Origin of the sequence: Nocardiopsis sp. FIRDI 009 (assembly GCF_003386285.1) — a bacterium.
GTDB lineage: Bacteria > Actinomycetota > Actinomycetes > Streptosporangiales > Streptosporangiaceae > Nocardiopsis.
On the sequence record NZ_QPNC01000008.1, the window covers coordinates 239365 to 256654 of the forward strand.

General features: G+C 71.0%; 14 protein-coding genes. 7 read left to right on the top strand and 7 right to left on the bottom strand.

Annotated features, from left to right (window positions below; genetic code table 11):
* Positions 1 to 201 precede the first annotated feature (201 nt).
* From DVR05_RS06150 to DVR05_RS06180, 7 genes are all read left to right on the top strand, one after another.
* Positions 202 to 840, top strand: coding sequence for a type 1 glutamine amidotransferase family protein (locus DVR05_RS06150; RefSeq protein ID WP_116244826.1), 639 nt, complete (start codon positions 202 to 204; stop codon positions 838 to 840).
* Positions 837 to 1298, top strand: a complete 462-nt coding sequence (locus DVR05_RS06155) for a MarR family winged helix-turn-helix transcriptional regulator (RefSeq protein ID WP_116244827.1) — start codon at positions 837 to 839, stop codon at positions 1296 to 1298. Before DVR05_RS06150 ends, DVR05_RS06155 begins: the two co-directional genes overlap by 4 nt.
* 67 nt (positions 1299 to 1365) lie before the next feature.
* Positions 1366 to 2379: a low specificity L-threonine aldolase gene (locus DVR05_RS06160; protein ID WP_116244828.1), complete on the top strand. Its 1014-nt coding sequence runs from the start codon at positions 1366 to 1368 to the stop codon at positions 2377 to 2379.
* Positions 2380 to 2529: 150 nt separating this feature from the next.
* Entirely contained in the window at positions 2530 to 3321 is a 792-nt protein-coding gene (locus DVR05_RS06165; RefSeq protein WP_116244829.1) for an IclR family transcriptional regulator, read from the top strand.
* Positions 3322 to 3754: 433 nt separating this feature from the next.
* Complete coding sequence (glpK, locus tag DVR05_RS06170) at positions 3755 to 5254, top strand: glycerol kinase GlpK (RefSeq protein ID WP_116244830.1); 1500 nt, start codon at positions 3755 to 3757, stop codon at positions 5252 to 5254.
* Positions 5255 to 5456: 202 nt separating this feature from the next.
* Positions 5457 to 6206 (top strand): MIP/aquaporin family protein, encoded by a 750-nt coding sequence (locus tag DVR05_RS06175; RefSeq protein ID WP_116244831.1) that lies wholly within the window; start codon positions 5457 to 5459, stop codon positions 6204 to 6206.
* A 392-nt stretch (positions 6207 to 6598) separates the two neighbouring features.
* A complete protein-coding gene (locus DVR05_RS06180) occupies positions 6599 to 8170 on the top strand; it encodes a glycerol-3-phosphate dehydrogenase/oxidase (RefSeq protein ID WP_116244832.1) in 1572 nt (523 codons plus the stop codon).
* Positions 8171 to 8433: 263 nt separating this feature from the next.
* On the opposite strand, the gene DVR05_RS06185 is transcribed toward DVR05_RS06180, so the two are convergent.
* The 7 genes from DVR05_RS06185 to DVR05_RS06215 all read right to left on the bottom strand — a co-directional run bounded on the left by DVR05_RS06185 (position 8434) and on the right by DVR05_RS06215 (position 17280).
* A complete protein-coding gene (locus DVR05_RS06185) occupies positions 8434 to 8652 on the bottom strand; it encodes a cold-shock protein (RefSeq protein ID WP_116244833.1) in 219 nt (72 codons plus the stop codon).
* Positions 8653 to 8929: 277 nt separating this feature from the next.
* Entirely contained in the window at positions 8930 to 11455 is a 2526-nt protein-coding gene (locus DVR05_RS06190; protein WP_116244834.1) for a glycoside hydrolase family 2 protein, read from the bottom strand.
* 166 nt (positions 11456 to 11621) lie between these two features.
* Entirely contained in the window at positions 11622 to 12533 is a 912-nt protein-coding gene (locus DVR05_RS06195) for an ABC transporter ATP-binding protein (RefSeq protein ID WP_116244944.1), read from the bottom strand.
* A 14-nt stretch (positions 12534 to 12547) separates the two neighbouring features.
* Positions 12548 to 13501, bottom strand: coding sequence for an ABC transporter ATP-binding protein (locus DVR05_RS06200; RefSeq protein WP_116244835.1), 954 nt, complete (start codon positions 13499 to 13501; stop codon positions 12548 to 12550).
* On the bottom strand, positions 13501 to 14412 hold the full coding sequence (locus DVR05_RS06205) for an ABC transporter permease (RefSeq protein WP_116244836.1): 912 nt from the start codon (positions 14410 to 14412) through the stop codon (positions 13501 to 13503). The genes DVR05_RS06200 and DVR05_RS06205 overlap by 1 nt, the downstream gene beginning before the upstream one ends.
* Positions 14409 to 15404: an ABC transporter permease gene (locus DVR05_RS06210; RefSeq protein ID WP_116244945.1), complete on the bottom strand. Its 996-nt coding sequence runs from the start codon at positions 15402 to 15404 to the stop codon at positions 14409 to 14411. Before DVR05_RS06210 ends, DVR05_RS06205 begins: the two co-directional genes overlap by 4 nt.
* Positions 15405 to 15573: 169 nt before the next feature.
* Complete coding sequence (locus DVR05_RS06215) at positions 15574 to 17280, bottom strand: ABC transporter substrate-binding protein (protein ID WP_116244837.1); 1707 nt, start codon at positions 17278 to 17280, stop codon at positions 15574 to 15576.
* Positions 17281 to 17290: the final 10 nt, after the last annotated feature.

Here is a 17290-nt window from a genome sequence, read left to right on the forward strand (position 1 = left end):
TTATTCGTGAGGGTTATGCGTTTGCGGACTGCCCGAAAAGGAACATCAGACCTTTTCTGCGCCATTTCACCCACACGCCCGACACGAGTTCCCTACCGTGTCATCACGGCGTGGATGGCCGGACACACCACCCCGCCACTCCTCTCGGACAGCCTCCCGTGCTTCATTGACAACATGTTGTCATGATGACAGGATGCTGTCATGAACGCACCACTCAATCGCACCGTCCACCTCGCCGTCTACGACCAGATGGCGGACTGGGAGATCGGGCACGCCATCGCACACATCCGCAACGGCCACGCGCAGCGCCGCCCCGGCCGGTACGACGTGGTCACGGTCGGCCTCACCGGCGCGCCCGTCACCACGATGGGCGGGCTCAGCGTCCTGCCCGACGTCGCGCTCCACCAGCTCAAACCGTCCGAGAGCTCGATGCTGGTCCTCCCCGGAGCGGACGGCTGGGACGCCGACCCCGAGTCGCTGTCCCCCTTCGCCTCCGCCGCCGGGATCTTCCTCGACGCCGGGGTCCCGGTCGCCGCGATCTGCGGGGCCACGGCCGGGCTGGCCCGCGAGGGGCTGCTCGACGACCGCGCCCACACCAGCGCGGCCCCCGAGTACCTGCTGGCCACCGGTTACGCGGGGATCTCCCACTACCGGTCCGAGCTGGCCGTGACCGACGGGGACCTCATCACCGCCGGTCCGACCGCTCCGATCGAGTTCGCGCGCGAGATCTTCGCCGCGCTCGACCTGTACTCCCCGCGTGTGCTGGACGCCTGGTACCGGCTCTTCGCCCGGCACGACCCGGAGGCCTTCGCCGTCCTGGCCGAGGCGTCCCGCCCATGACCCCGTCCGCGCCCGACGAACGCCCCTCCGACCTGCTGTCGGGGACCGCGCTCACCGTGTTCCGCCTCAACGGGCAGCTCATGTCGGTGGCCGAGGAGCTGGCCCGGCCGGCGGGGCTGACGGCCGCCCGGTGGCAGGTGCTGGGCGCGGTGGCCGACGAGCCCCGGACGGTGTCCGCGGTCGCCCGCAGGTTCGGCGTCTCGCGGCAGAGCGTGCAGCGCATGGCGGACCTGCTGGTGGACCAGGGGCTGGCCGAGTACCGGCCGAACCCGGAGCACAGCCGGGCCAAGCTGCTGGCCCTCACCGAGGAGGGCCGGACGGCGATGCGCCGCATCCGCCCGGACCACGCCCGGGTCGCCGCGGCGCTGGTGGACGAACTGGGAGAGGAGGAGACCAGACGCGCCCTGGAGTCACTCCGGCTGCTCTCCCGGGCGCTGGAGCGGCTCGGGGAGGACTGACGCGGCCCGGAGCCGTCCGGGGCGCGGGCAGTATCGTCGGTTCCGCGTCCAGCGGAAGGAACCTTCGATGATCGACCTGCGCTCCGACACGGTGACCCGCCCCACGGCGGCCATGCGCCGCGCCATCGCCGAGGCCGAGGTCGGTGACGACGTGTACGGCGAGGACCCGACCGTGCGGGCCCTGGAGGAGGAGACCGCCGCCCTGCTGGGGAAGGAGGCCGCGGTCTACGTGCCCTCCGGGCACATGGCGAACCAGATCGCGCTGTACGTGTCCACGCGCAGCGGCGAGGAGGTGTGGGCGCACGAGCACCACCACCTCATCGGCTCCGAGCAGGGCGCCGCGGCGGTCCTGTCCCGGGTGCAGCCGCGCCTGTACTCCGGCGCCCCCTTCCCGGCCGACGACGTCCTGGCCGACTGGGCGCGGGGGGCGCGGGAGGACGACGCGCACCGCGCCGAACCGGCGCTGCTGTGGCTGGAGAACACCTTCACCGGCCAGGTCGTGCCGCTGGCCGAGCAGCGGCGGGTGGTCGCGTTCGCCCACGGCCACGGCATGCGCGCGCACCTGGACGGGGCCCGGCTGTGGAACGCGGCGGCCGCCCTGGACGTGGCGCCCGCCGAGGTCGCGGCGGGCTTCGACACGGTGTCGGTGTGCTTCTCCAAGGGGTTGGGCGCACCGGTGGGTTCGGCGATGGCCGGCGACACCGCGACCGTCCGCCGCGCCCGGCGGGCCCGCAAACTCCTGGGCGCCGGGATGCGGCAGGCCGGGATCATCGCGGCGGGCGCCCTGCACGCGCTGCGCCACCACCGGGAGCGGATCCCGCAGGACCATACGCGCGCCGAGCTGCTCGCCGAACGGATCGGGTCGGTCCCGGGGCTGTCGGCCCAGGCCAGGACCAACGTGGTGCTGTTGGGGACGCCGGAGGGGGCCGCCGCCCGCCTGGTCGGGCTGGTGGCCGGGCACGGTGTGGCCGCCCTGGCGATCGGCCCCTCGCTCATCCGGCTCGTCGTGCACCTGGACATCACCGACGGCGACGTCGACGAGGCCGCGGAGGCGATCGCCAAGGCCGCCCGGGAGCTGTGATCCTTCCCTCCCCCGCAGGTCAGAGAAGGGGTCCAGGGCTACACTTGCCCGACCGCACGCGGAGCCGAGCCGAGACGAGGTGTGACGCGTCACATCGCGTAGTAGCATTTCGCGTATGACATTGTCGTACTAGAGAGTGGTTGCACCCCCATGCCGGGAAGAATCCAGTCGATCGAACGCGCCGCCGCCATCCTCCGGCTCCTGGCCAGCGGCGCCCGGGGGCTGAGCCTGGCGGAGATCTCGCGGTCGCTCGAACTGCCCAAGGGGACCGCGCTGGGCATCCTGCGCACGCTCCAGCACGTCGGCTTCGTCGAGCAGGACCCCGAGTCGGGGCGCTACCGCCTGGGCGGCGGCATGCTGAGCCTGGGCACTCGCTACCTGGACGGCAACGAACTACGCACCCGGGCGCTGAACTGGGCGGACACCCTCGCCTCCCGCAGCGGCGAGAGCGTGCGCATCGGCACCCTGCACAAGAGCCAGGTTCTGGTGGTGCACCACGTCTTCCGCCCGGACTCGACCCGGCAGACGCTCGACGTGGGCGACCTGCTGCCCCTGCACGCGACCGCGATCGGCAAGGTCCTGATGGCCTTCGACCCCCTGGCCATCCCCGAGGAGGACACCCCCGCCTCCGAGAGCGAGGGCGCCGTGTCGCTGCCCGCCTTCACCCGGCACACCGTGGTCTCCCCCGTGGCGCTGGAGGAGCAGCTCGTGGAGGTGCGCGACAACGGCTGGGCCTGGGAGGCCGAGGAACTGGTCGAGGGCGAGGTGTCGATCGCGGCCCCGATCCGGGACCGCCGCGGCGTCACCGTGGGCGGGATCGGGGTACGCGGCGCCGTGGAGCGCCTGGCCTCGGACGACGGCAAGCCGGACATGGAGCAGGTCTCCTACGTCCGCGACGCCGCCCGCGCCATCTCCCGCGACCTGGGCGCCTCCCCCTACTAGGCGGCGCCCTCTCCGCTCCGGCCGCGCCAGGCCCCCGTCGCCCGCGGGGCGGCCGGTCGTCCACAGGTCGGCGGTCGGGGGTACCGCGGGCACCCTCCGCCAGGTTGACTGGAAACCGGGGGCTCCCACCCCGCCCGCGCCGCCCCGCCCAGGTTTCCCCGGCCCCCGAAACCGCTGGTCGGAGTGGTGCGTTCCACCCGGGTAGCGCTCCTGGCACAGTTCACGTGAACCCATCGACGATCACTCTCCGCAACATGTGATCCACGCGACACGATTGCGTCACACCGTCTTGACATGGGAAGGAAAGACGGATGAAACTGACGCGTACTTCATACGTCAATGTCGTACGCCGTTCGGTCCATACCGACTTCACCCGTTCGACACCCATCCCGGCTTCCCACCCGCAGCCGTCCACCGGAAGGCGAACAACCCGATGAGTCAGCAGTACGTCGCCGCGATCGACCAGGGCACCACGTCGAGCCGCTGCATCCTCTTCGACCGGGACGGGCGGATCGTCTCGGTCGACCAGCGCGAGCACCGACAGATCTTCCCCCAGCCGGGCTGGGTCGAGCACGACGCCGAGGAGATCTGGACCAACGTCGAGGTCGTCGTCCAGCAGGCCCTCCAGAAGAGCGACATCACCCCGGACCAGGTCGCCGCGATCGGCATCACCAACCAGCGTGAGACCACCGTCGTGTGGGACCGCGAGACCGGAAAACCGGTCCACAACGCCATCGTCTGGCAGGACACCCGCACCAACGACATCGTCCGCGAACTGGGCAACGCGGGCGGCCAGGACCGCTTCCGCGAGAAGTGCGGCCTGCCCCTGGCCACCTACTTCTCCGGCCCCAAGCTCCGCTGGCTGCTCGACAACGTCGAGGGCCTGCGCGAGCGCGCCGAGCGCGGCGAGGTGCTGTTCGGCACCATGGACACCTGGCTGATCTGGAAGCTGACCGGCCACCACGTCACCGACGTGACCAACGCCAGCCGCACCATGCTGATGAACCTCCACACGCTGGAGTGGGACCCCGAGATCCTGGACGCGATGGGCATCCCCGCCGCCATCCTCCCCGAGATCCGCTCCTCCTCCGAGGTCTACGGCACCGCCCGCGGCTACCTCGCCGGGACGCCGGTCGCCTCCTCCCTCGGCGACCAGCACGCCGCCCTGTTCGGCCAGACCTGCTTCGACCCGGGCGACGTCAAGGGCACCTACGGCACCGGGACCTTCCTGGTCATGAACACCGGCACCGAGCCGGTCACCTCCAACAACGGGCTGCTCACCACGCTCGGCTACAAGCTGGGCGACGAGCCCGCGGTGTACGCCCTGGAGGGCTCGATCGCGGTCACCGGTTCGCTCGTGCAGTGGCTGCGCGACAACCTGGGCCTCATCTCCACCGCACCGGAGATCGAGACGCTCGCGCGCACGGTCGAGGACAACGGCGGCTGCTACATCGTGCCCGCCTTCTCCGGCCTGTTCGCCCCGCACTGGCGCAGCGACGCCCGCGGTGTCGTCGCCGGTCTGACCGGATACGTCAACAAGGGCCACATCGCCCGCGCCGTCCTGGAGGCGTCCGCCTGGCAGACGCGCGAGGTCGTCGACGCGATGAACGCCGACTCCCAGATCGACCTGACCACGCTCAAGGTCGACGGCGGGATGACCGCCGACAACCTGCTCATGCAGATCCTGTCGGACGTCCTCGACGCCGAGGTCGTGCGCCCGATGGTCGCCGAGACCACGTGCCTGGGCGCGGCCTACGCCGCCGGTCTGGCCGTCGGCTACTGGCCGGACGTGGAGACCCTGCGCGCGAACTGGCACAAGGCGGCCGAGTGGACCCCGAAGATGGACTCCGAGGTCCGCGAGCGCGAGTACCGCAACTGGAACAAGGCCGTGGAGCGCACGCTCGGCTGGGTCGAGCACCCGGACGGGCAGTAGCGCACCACCCCTCTGACGACCGCTCCGGGGGTCCGCGGCGACCGCCGAGGACCCCCTGGGAGCGGCACCGGGGGCACCTCGTGTGCCCCGCGCATCCCCATCACGTGACGGGTGTGTCCAACGTCGCCCCGCTCCCGCGCCCCCCGACGCGGAGCGACGGACCTCCCGCACCCCGCATGCCCCTTTCGGGGCGGAGGTCCTCATGGTTTATCTGGCAGAGTTCGTCGGCACGGCGATCCTGATCCTTCTCGGTGGCGGTGTCGTCGCCGGTGTGGTGTTGGCCAAGTCCAAGTCCAACAACGCCGGCTGGATCGTCATCACGTTCGGCTGGGGCATGGCGGTCGCGATGGCCGTCTACGTCACGGGCACCACGAGCGGCGCCCACATCAACCCGGCGGTCACCATCGCGCTGGCGAGTATCGGGGACTTCTCGTGGTCCCTGGTGCCCGGGTACATCGCCGCCCAGATGGCGGGCGCCTTCACCGGTGCGGTGCTGGTGTACCTCGTCTACCACGCGCACTGGGCGCCGACCGACGACCCCGACGCCAAGCTCGCGGTCTTCAGCACGGCCCCGGCCGTGCGCAAGCCGGTCGCCAACTTCGTCACCGAGGTCGTCGGCACCGCGATGCTGGTCCTGGGCATCCTCGGCATCGGCGCCAACTCCGGGCACGTCTCCACGGGCGGGGTGGACCTGTCCGCCCTGTTCTCCACGGGTCTGGCCCCGCTGCTGGTCGGTCTGCTCGTGTTCGCGATCGGTCTGTCCCTGGGCGGCCCGACCGGGTACGCGATCAACCCCGCCCGTGACCTGGGCCCGCGCATCGCGCACGCGCTGCTGCCGATCCCGGGCAAGGGCTCCTCGGACTGGGGCTACGCCTGGATCCCGGTCGTCGCCCCGATCGTCGGCGGCGTCATCGGCGGCTGGATCTGGAAGCTGACCGGGTTCGGCGGCTGACGCCCGTCCCGGACGCGAGGGGAGCCGGGTACCGCCACGGGGGCGGTACCCGGCTCCTCGCGTCGTGGGGGCGCCCTTCCCGGCGGAGACACCGCCACGACCCGTCGGTCGGGACGCACGACCCCGACGGAACCCGGCGCCTCTACGTCGTTCGACAATACCGAACGCTTGTGACTCTATGAACATGCCTGATTATTGAGGGAGACGATCTTTCGCGATTCCTCCCGCAGCGACGCCCGATCTCATCCGTACTCGCTGGTAAGAAGCAGGGGTATCTTCACCATCGTTCGGCATTGTCGTATTATGCACAGGACACCTGCCTGAAACGTCAGAGCCCGTTCAGGTACAGGCGCGGCACCCGCCATCCCTCCCGAACGGACGGAGCACCAGCCATGACCGCCAGAACCCAGCAACACGACATCGCCTCCTCCCGCGCCCACACGCGCGAGGAACTCGCCCGGGGCACGTTCGACCTCCTCGTGATCGGCGGCGGCATCCTGGGCACGTCCGCCGCCTGGACCGCCACCCAGGCCGGTCTGCGCGTCGCGATGGTCGACGCGGGCGACTTCGCCGGAGCCACCTCCAGCGCCTCCTCCAAGCTCGTGCACGGCGGTCTCCGGTACCTGCAGACCGGCAACGTGCGGCTGGTCGCGGAGAACCACAAGGAGCGCCGCTCCCTCGCCTCCGACGTGGCCCCGCACCTGGTCAACCACATGCCGTTCCTCGTGCCCATCTACTCCGGCGGCCCCCACGGGGCCGCGAAGATGGGCGCGGGCGTGTTCCTGTACTCGGCGCTGTCGGCGTTCGGCGACGGCATGGGCCGCCTGCTGTCCCCCAGCCAGGCCAAGCGGGTGGCCCCCGGCCTGCGCACCCGGGGCCTGAAGTCGGTGGCCGCCTACAGCGACCACCAGATGAACGACAGCCGCATGGCGATCATGACCGTCCGCGCCGCCGTGGACGCGGGCGCGGTCGTGCTCAACCACGCCGAGGTGGTGGGACTGCGCACCACGCGCGGCCGGGTGACCGGCGCCGACCTGCGCGACCGGGTCGGCGGCGAGGAGTTCGGCATCGACGCGCGGCTGGTGCTCAACGCCACCGGTCCGTGGGTCGACCACCTGCGCCGGATGGAGCAGCCCGGCGTCGCGCCCAGCGTGCGGCTGTCCAAGGGCGCCCACCTGGTCCTGAAGACGCCGGAGCCGTGGCGCGCCGCGCTGACCATCCCCGTCGACAAGTACCGCGTCTCCTTCGCCATCCCGTGGGAGGGCCGCCTGCTGCTGGGCACCACGGACGAGGAGTTCACCGGCGACCCCGCCGAGGTGGGCGTGGTCCCCGGTGACGTCGACCAGATCCTCAGCGAGGCCGCGCTGGGCATCGACGCCCCCTACCTCAACCCGGACAACATCACCTACTCGTTCGCGGGCCTGCGGGTCCTGCCCGGCGGCCCCGGGGACACGAGCGCCGCCAAGCGGGAGACCGTGGTCACCCAGGGCCGCGGCGGGATGCTGTCGGTGGCGGGCGGCAAGTGGACCACCTACCGGCACATCGGCCGCACGATCCTGGACGAGCTGCGCAAGGTCTCGGCCGTGCCGCTGGCCGAGGACATGGCCGACCCGCTCAAGACGGTGCCGCTGCCCGGCCTGGCCAGCCCCGAGGCGGTCACGCACCGGATCATCATCGACCGCGATCCGGGCGCGCGCCTGGACCCGTTGGTCGCGCGGCATCTGGCCTCGCACTACGGGAGCCTGGCGATGGACATCGCCGGCCTGGTGCGCGACCAGCCCGAGCTGGGCGAGCGCATCCACCCCGACGGCCCCGACATCTGGGCCCAGGTGGTCTTCGCCCGCGACCGCGAGTGGGCGGTCACCGTCGACGACGTGCTGCGCCGCCGCACCACCGTCACCGTGCGCGGACTGGACACCCCCGAGGTGCGCCAGCGCGCCGAGTCCCTGCTCCGGCAGGGCTGACCCCGCCTCCGGCCGTCCCGCACTCCCTGGAGGGGCGGCCGGTTCCCCAGCGGCCCGGTGGCCGGGTCCACGCCCCGGCCGCCGGGCCGCGCCGCTCCCACCGCCGCCCGGCGAAGGCGCCGCCGACGCCGACGGGCGTCTGGGCGAACCCCCCGGTCCACCGGCGCCCGGCGCTGCCCGAGGACCGGTCGGCCGTTCGGTCCGGGCACACGAGAACGCCCCCGGAGGGCGGAACCTCCGGGGGCGTACTGTGGCGCTGTTGCTTAGATCGCGACAACGTTCTCGGCCTGCGGGCCGCGGGTGCCGGCGACGATCTCGAACTCTACGCGCTGGTTCTCCTCGAGGTTACGGAAGCCCGAACCCACGATCGCGCTGTAGTGGACGAACGCGTCCGGCCCACCGTTGTCGGGGGAGATGAAGCCGAAGCCCTTCTCGCCGTTGAACCACTTCACAGTACCCTGAACAGCAGTGCCCTGAGCCATGTTCTCTCCTTCAGCTCGCTGTGCACGGACGCTTACACACACGTCCGAGCAATTGCCGCGAGCCGATCCACGAGAAACCGCCCGCCGGTCACAAACTCCGCGGGCATACACCAACTGCGAAATTCAACGACTAACAATCACTACGAACGTATCACAGCCGGACCAGCTCGTGGGGGATTTCGGTGTGGCGACTCGCACGGAGCCCGGGGGAATAACCGCTCCCCAGCAGCTCAGGGCGCACGGCCGCCGCTCCGGTCACCGAAACGTCACCCCCCGCTCACCCCGAGGCCGCTAGAACGTCGTTGACGCACCTCAGGACGGGTGCGGTGAGCACCGCGTCCGGGTCCAGGCGGGCACCGCCCGTGATCACGAACGTGTGCTCCTCCCCCGGCAGCAGGGTCACCGGGGCGCTGTCCGCCGCGGCCGACGGATCGAGGCGGTCGGTCTCGACGACCAGGTCCCGCAACAGCGCGCGAGCCCGTATCCATACCCGCAGATCCCCACCGTCCACACGTGTTCGGGCGTCGAATTCCGGTTTTTCGTAGTCGAGATCCCGGTCCCGGGCGAAGAACCACCACGCGCGCTCCCCCGCTCCGTCGACGGTGAGCACCTCCCCCTCGGCCCGCCCCGGCACGGCCACGTGGTCGGGGACGGGCACCCGCAGGGAGCCGCGCGGGGCCACCCGCACGGGGTGCGCGGACGAGGCGAGGACCCCGCCCTCCGCCCCGATGCCGCGCCGTGCCACGGTCACCTCCGCCGTCCACTCCTCGTCGGTGTCGTTGCCCAGCACGACGCACAGTCCCTCCCCGGCCGGCTGTACCGTGGCCACCCGGTCGGCGTAGGCCCCGCGGACCGCGTACCACGCGGGCTTGCGCCGTCCCGCGCCGTCGACCAGCGCCCACGAGGTCACCGGCCAGCAGTCGTTGAGCTGCCACACCACCGTCCCCGTGCAGTGCGGCCACAGCGAGCGGAAGTGCCCGATCCCCAGCTCCAGCGCACGGGCCTGGAGCACCCGGGTCAGGTAGTGCCAGTCGTCGTAGTCCGGGTCCCGCACGCCGAAGTGCTCGACCAGGCCCCGGGTGAGCTTGGCGTCGCCGTCCTCGGCCTTCTGGTGGTGGGCCACGCCCGGGGAGGCGGGGGTCAGCGGGTCGTCGGAGACCGCCGCGCGCAGTGTGGCGTGGTTCGGCGGCGCCTGGTAGCCGAACTCGGCGACGAACCGCGGCCGGTGGTCGCGGTAGCGGGTGTGGTCGAGCTGGTTCCACACGTCCCAGACGTGCATGACGCCGTGGGCGGGGTCGTTGGGGTGGCGCCCCTCCCCCGGCGAGTAGGGGCTGCCCGGGAGGTAGGGCCGGGTCGGGTCGAGTTCGGCCACCACGCGCGGCAGCACGTCGAGGTAGTACCCCGCACCCCAGGGCCGCCCGTCCAGGACCGGTTTCCAGTCCCAGTCCTCGTGTCCCCACAGGTTCTCGTTGTTGCCGCACCAGACCGCGAGGCTGGCGTGCGGGGACAGCCTCACGACCGCGTCGCGCGCCTCGGCCGCCACCTCGGCCGCGATCGGCTCGTCCTCCGGGTAGGCCGCGCAGGCGAAGAGGAAGTCCTGCCAGACCAGGACCCCCAGCTCCGAGCACGCCTGGTAGAAGTCGTCCGACTCGTAGATCCCGCCGCCCCACACGCGCAGCAGGTTGACGCCGGCCGCGCACGCCTGCTCGATCCGCTCCCGGTACCGGGCGCCGTCGACGCGGGAGGGGAAGGTGTCGTCGGGGATCCAGTTGGCGCCCCTGACCAGGATCCGCCGCCCGTTCACCGCGATCGCGAACCCGGTGCCGCGGTCGTCGGGCTCGTCGGCCACCGCGACCGTGCGGAAGCCGACGCGACGGCGCCACGTGTCGCACACCCTCCCGTCGGCACGCGCCTCCACGGCCAGCTCGTACAGCGGCTGGTCGCCGTGGCCGCGCGGCCACCACAGGTCGGGGTCGGCCACCTCCAGCTCCAGGACGGCGGTGTCCTCGCCGGGGGCGGCGGTCACCGTGGCGGCGGCGCCCGCGACGCGGGCGGTGAGCTGCACCGCGCTCCGCCGACCGGCGGCGGTGCGCTCCAGGTCGACGTGCACCCGCACCCGGCCGCGGACGGGACCGCCCCCGTCCGCGCCCGCCACGCTCACCAGCGGGCGGACGGCGGCCAGGCGCGCGGTCGACCAGGCGTGCAGCCGGATCGGGCGCCAGATCCCGGAGGTGACCAGGGTGGGCCCCCAGTCCCAGCCGAAGTTGCAGGCCATCTTCCGGATGTACTGGTAGGGCTCGTCATAAGCTGCTGGGAGCGCTCCCATTCGTTCCCGGTTCGCCTCCGCGTACCGGTACGGGGAGGCGAACTCCACGGCCAGCTCCGGTTCGCCGCCCCCGGCGGCCAGGGCCTCGGTGACGTCGAACCGGTGGGGGCGGTGCATGTTCTCCGACCGCCCCACCTCGTGCCCGGCCACCCGCACGGTGGCGACGGTGTCCAGGCCCTCGCACACCAGGTCCACGCGCTCGGCCGGTCCGCCGCCGTCGCCGCCGGACCGGCCGAGCGCCGCCGCCTCCCGCGCCAGGGAGCGCGTGTAGCGCCAGTCCGTACGGCCGATCCACCCGAGTCGGGTCTCGTTGTCGTCCGTGTGGGGGTCGTCGATCACCCCGTGGTCGAGGAGGTCGGTGTGGACGCAGCCCGGCACGGTCGCGGGCAGCGCGTCGACCGTGGCGGCCGGGGCTCCTCCCCCGGCCGGGACACAGGTCAGGGTCCACCCGTCGTGCAGGTCGAACCAGGCGGTCATGGGGACTCCGATTCCGTTCGTGGGATGGTGAATGCGAGGGGCGTGCGGGGTTCCGCAGGAGAAGCCGAGCCGTCGGCGAGGAACGAGCCGGGCGAGAGCGACGACGAAGAACACCGTTCTCCACGCCCCGAGCCGCGGCCGAGCCCGCGAGGCCGCATCAGCACGGCTACTTCTGGTCGATCCCGACGAAGTGCCCCTCCTCCGCCTCCAGGAGAGGCGCCGAGGTGTCGCCGTCGGCCACGGTCGGCAGGGTGACGTCCTCCGGCGGGTTGGCCGCCAGGTCGGCGTCGACCTCCGCCCACGTGCGGTGCAGCTGGGGCACGCAGGAGAGCAGGTGGCGGCTGTAGGGGTGCAGCGGGTTGTCGAAGACGCGCGTGGTCGGCCCCATCTCGGCGATCGCACCCTTGCGCAGGATCACCGAGGTGTCGCTGACGTAGTTGCCCAGGGACAGGTCGTGGGTGACGAACAGGATGCCGAGGCCGCGCTCCTTGAGGTCGGCCAGGAGGTTGAGCACGTCGATCCGGGTGGAGGCGTCCAGCATGCTGATGATCTCGTCGGCCACCAGGAGCCGGATGTCCAGCAGCAGGGCGCGGGCGATGAGCATGCGCTGCAACTGCCCGCCGCTGAGCTGGTGGGGGTACTTGTTCAGCACGTTGCCCGGGTCCAGGCGCACGGTGCCGAGCGCCGACAGCACCCGGTCCCGCCAGTCGGCGTCCGACACCTCGGGGAAGTAGGAGCCGCGGACCATCTCGAAGACCCGGTCGGCCTTGAAGATCGGGTTGAAGCAGCTGAACGGGTCCTGGAAGACCCCCTGCACCCGGCGGTAGTACTCCTTGCGCGCGGCGAACCCGCGGATGCCGGCGACGTCGGTGCCCTCCACCAGGATCCGGCCCTCGGTCGGCCGCGACAGGCCGAGCACCATCTTGCCGAGGGTGCTCTTGCCGCTGCCGCTCTCACCGATCAGCGACACGACCTCGCCCGCCCGCACGGTCAGGCTGACGTCGCGGACCGCGCGCTTGCGCCCGCCGCCGAAGGCCCCGGTCCGGTACACCTTGTGCACGTGTTCGAGTTCCAGCAGGGTCTCGCTCACCGTCACTCCCCCGTCTTCCAGCAGGCGGCCCAGTGGCCGGGTTCGATCTCCACCAGCGGCGGCTGCTCGGCGCACCGGTCGAAGGCCATGGGACAGCGGTCCCTGAACCGACACCCCTGCGGCGGGTTCAGGAGTCCGGGCGGGGTGCCGGGGATGCCCTCCAGCCGCCCGCCGCTGACCGTGCTGCCCACCTCGGGCAGCGCCGAGACGAGCATCCGGGTGTAGGGGTGGCGCGGGTCCTCGATCACCGCCCGGGCCGGCGCCTTCTCGGCCACCCGCCCGGCGTACATCACCATGATCGTGTCCGCCATCTGGTACACCAGCGAGATGTCGTGGGTCACGAACACCATGCTGCGGACGTACTCGCGGTCGCGGAACTCCACCAGTGACTCGGCCACCGAGCGCTGCGTGGACACGTCCAGGGCCGAGGTGACCTCGTCGGCGATGAGCAGCGAGGGGTTGAGCAGGGTGGAGATGACCATGACCACGCGCTGCTTCATGCCGCCGGACAGCTCGATGGGGAAGCGGTCGAGCACCTCGGGGTCGAGCCCGACCAGCTCCAGGCGGCGGCGCAGCTCGTCGGCGACGTCACCGGGGCGCACGCCCCGGGAGCGCAGCAGTTCGTTGATCATCCGCCCGATCTTGCGGGTCGGGTTGAGCGCGCTCATCGCGTACTGCGGGATGAGGGAGATCTCGTGGTACCGGAGCGGGACCATCGCCTCGTCGTCGGCGATGGGCACGTTCTCGCCGTCCAGTTCGACCGTGCCGCCGACGTGGCGCATCCGCGAGTCGAGCCGGATCAGGCTCTTGCTCAGGGTGCTCTTGCCGCACCCCGACTCCCCGGCCAGGCCCATGATCTCGCCGTCCGCGAGGTCGAAGGAGACCCCGTCGAGGGCGTGGACGTCCCCGCGCAGCGTCTGGTAGTAGACCTTCAGGTCCTTCACGCGCAGAGTCATCACAGCTCCCGCAGTTTGGGGTTGAACACTTCGTCCAACCCGACGTTGAGGATGTACAGCGACCCGACGATCACGGTGATGCCGAGCCCCGGCGGGATGAACCACCACCACAGCCCGAGCTGGAGGGCGCTCCAGGCGACCGCGTTCTCCAGCATCAGGCCCAGGGACACGCCGTTGGTCGGCCCGAGGCCGATGAAGTCCAGGCCCGCGGCGATGAGGATGGAGCCGCCGAAGAGCAGGATGAAGGTCATCACCAGGTAGGAGCTCATGTTCGGGGCGACCTCGGCGGTGATGATCCGCCAGGTGCGCCGTCCGCTGAGCCGGGCCAGGTCCACGAAGTCGCGGGTGGCCAGGGACAGGGTCTGGGAGCGGACCGCGCGCGCCGCCCAGGGCCAGGAGGTCAGGCCGATGAACACGCCCTGGACCAGCACGCCGCGCGCGTCGAGGTAGGCGACGGCCACGATGAGCACGACCAGCGCCGGGAGGACCAGCACCACGTTCGTGATCATGTTGAGGACCTCGTCCACCCAGCCGCCCTTGTACCCGGCGAGGAAGCCGACGGCGGTGCCGATGACGAACGCCACCCCGCCGCCGAAGACCCCGATGAGGAAGGTCGAGCGCAGGCCGTGGACGAACTGGGCCCAGATGTCCTGGCCGAAGCTGGTGGTGCCCAGCCAGTACTCGCCGTTGGGCGGCTGGCTCTGCGGACCGACGTACTCGTTCGGGTCGTGGTCGATGAAGAAGGGGCCGATGAGGCCGATGAGCAGCAGGGTCAGCACGATGCCCGACCCGATGAGCAACTTGGGGTTGCGCCGGGCGAAGTGCAGGGTCTCGGAGCGTCGGCGTTCGGCTGCCGGTTCGGGCGCCGGGGCCGCGCTGTCGGCGCCCGGGGCGCCAGCGACGTCGGTCATGCCGCACCTCCCGTCATCTGGACCCGGGTGCGGGGGTCGATCAGGACGTAGACGATGTCGATGACGAAGTTGGCGATCAGCACGCCGACCACCACGAAGAGGAAGATTCCTTGCAGGAGGAAGAAGTCACGGTTGTTCAGGGAGTCGAGGATGAGGGTGCCCAGGCCGGGGTAGTTGAAGACGATCTCGGTGAGCAGGGCTCCGGCGATGATCGTGCCGAGCTGGACCGCCAGGCCGGTGATCTGCGGCAGCATCGCGTTGCGGAACGCGTAGCGGCGGATGAGGCGGCGCGGCGCGCCCAGGGCCTGGAGGTAGTTGGAGTAGTCCGCCTCCAGCTCGTAGATGATCATGTTGCGCATCCCGATCGCCCACCCGCCGAGCGCCACGACGAACATGGACAGGAACGGCAGGAACCAGTGGCTGATCAGGTCGGAGACGAACACCCAGGAGAACTCCGGCCGCAGCGCGTAGCTGTATCCGCCCGCGACCGGGAAGACCCCGGCGACGACGCCGAGCGCCCAGGCCAGGAGCAGGGCCAGCCACATGTACGGCGTCGCGGTGAGGACGTAGCCCACCGGGAGGATGGTGTTGTCCAGCACCTTGCTGCGGGCCGCGAAGGCGCCGAAGCGGTTGCCGACGACCCAGCTGATCAGGATGGCCGGGAGCAGGACCGCCAGGGTGTAGGGGACGGACCGCATGATGACGTCGGTGACCGGCTCCGGGTACAGCATGATGCTGACGCCCAGGTCGCCCCGGAGGAGTCCGCCCCAGAAGCTGAGGTACTGCTGGTGGAGCGGGGTGTCGAAGCCGAAGACCTCGTTGTAGTAGGCGTTCATGCGCTCCAGGGCCTGGGGGTCGCTGACCGAGGCGCGGGAGAGCATGCTGCGTACGGGGTCACCCGGCATGAACCGGGGGATCATCCAGTTGATGGTGACCGCGATGACGAACGTCAACAGGTAGATGACGAGTTTGCGGCCGATGTAGCGCCACACGCGCTTGACCTTTCGGGAGTGGACGGCGGACGTGGGTCCCGGCGGCGCCCGCACCACGCTGGTGGGGACACCGCCGGGACCGCCCGGTCGGCCGTGTGCGCCGGGGCCGACCGGGCCGGGGAGGGGCGGGAAGGGGAGCGCTCCCACCCCGTGGGGGTTCGGGCGCCCGCTAGCCGACCGGCTCGATCTCGGCGAGCGTGAGCACACCGCCCAGTTCCAGCCAGCCGTTCCAGAGGCTGGCGGCGGAGTTCGGGGTGTCCTCGTGCTCGCTCGGCCAGTTGGTCCAGTACACGTTGCTCGTCTGCGACCAGAGGCCGTTGTACCAGAGCGGGATGGCGGGCATCTCGGCCAGCTGGATCTCCTGGATCCGCGAGCTGATCTCGGCGGCGGTCTCCACGTCGTCGGTCGGGACGGCGGCGAACTCCTCGACCAGCTCCCAGACCTCCTCGTTCTCGTACCGGCCGAAGTTGACGGTGGTCTGCTGCTCCTGGACCGGCAGCTGGAAGAGGTAGTCGTAGTAGGTCCAGGGCGTGTTGCTCTGCTGGCGCTCGTTGTTGATGAGCATGTCGAACTCACCGGAGTTGCGGTTGTCCACCAGCAGGTCGAACTCGGGGAACTCCGCCTCGACGTTGATGCCGACCGCCTGGGCGTTCTCCGCGATGAGGCGCGCGGCCTCCATCCAGTCGGTCCAGCCGGAGGGGACGATGAGGGTCAGTTCGATGGGGTCGCCGTCGGGCGTCTCGACGAAGCCGTCGCCGTCCTCGTCCAGGTACCCGGCCTCCTCCAGCATGCCGACGACCTCGTCGGGGTCGTAGCCGATCTCGGCCTCGGCGACCAGTTCGTGGTCGATGTACCGGTCCCAGCTCGGGAGCAGGCCGGTGGGGTTGGCCGCCTCCACCAGGTTGGAGTAGGGGCCCCCGATGATCTGGTCGATGTCGATGGCCCGCGCGAGCGCCTGGCGGAAGACCACGTCGTTCATCGGCTCGCGGTCGTGGTTGAGCACCAGCCAGGCGGTGTTGGCGCTCTTCATGTAGGGCGGGCCGTCGTAGAAGCTGGTGAGGGTCTCGTCGCTGCGGAGCTGCTGGTCGATGCCGGGCAGGAAGTTGTTCGACAGGTCCAGCTCGTCCTGGGCGAGCATGTTCATCGTCACCTCGTTGGAGGCGTTGACGATGTCGACGATGTAGCGGGCGTCCATGTCCAGGTCGAGCTGCTCGATCGCCCACCAGTCGTCGTTGCGCTCCCAGACCATGCGGTCGTCGGCGTGGTCGGAGTAGACGTAGGGTCCGGTGCCGACCGGGTCCTCGTTGGGGCTGTCGACGAGGTCGTCCTCACCGCTGTCGGCCCAGATGTGGTCGGGGACGATCGGGTTCGCGTAGGCCCAGTTCATCCACTCCTGCGGGCGGGGCTCCGAGAAGGTGACGGTGACCGTCCGGTCGTCGGTCGCCTCGACGCTCTCGACGTAGTCCCACACGTTGCTGTAGGGGACCGCGTCCATCTGGCCGAGTTCGAGGGTGGTGACGACGTCCTGAGCGTCCAGGGTCTCGCCGTCGGTCCACTGGATCCCCTCGCGGAGGGTGATCACGTGGACGTCCTCGGCGGCCCACTCGTCGCTCTCGGCGAGCCAGGGGATGTACTCGTTCTCCATCGGGTCGAACAGGAAGAGCGGTTCGTAGACCAGGCCGATGGTGCCGACCGCGTACTGGCCCCGCATGAACGGGTTCCAGCTGACCGGCGGCCCCCAGGCGGTGCCGGAGGTGTACAGGGTCTCGTTCCGGGGATAGGCACCCGAGCCTCCCTCTTCTCCGCCGCTGCCCGAACACGCCGTGGCCGCCAGGGCCAACGCCGTGAGAGCGGCCGGAACCCGCAGAGCTCTCATCACGACTCCT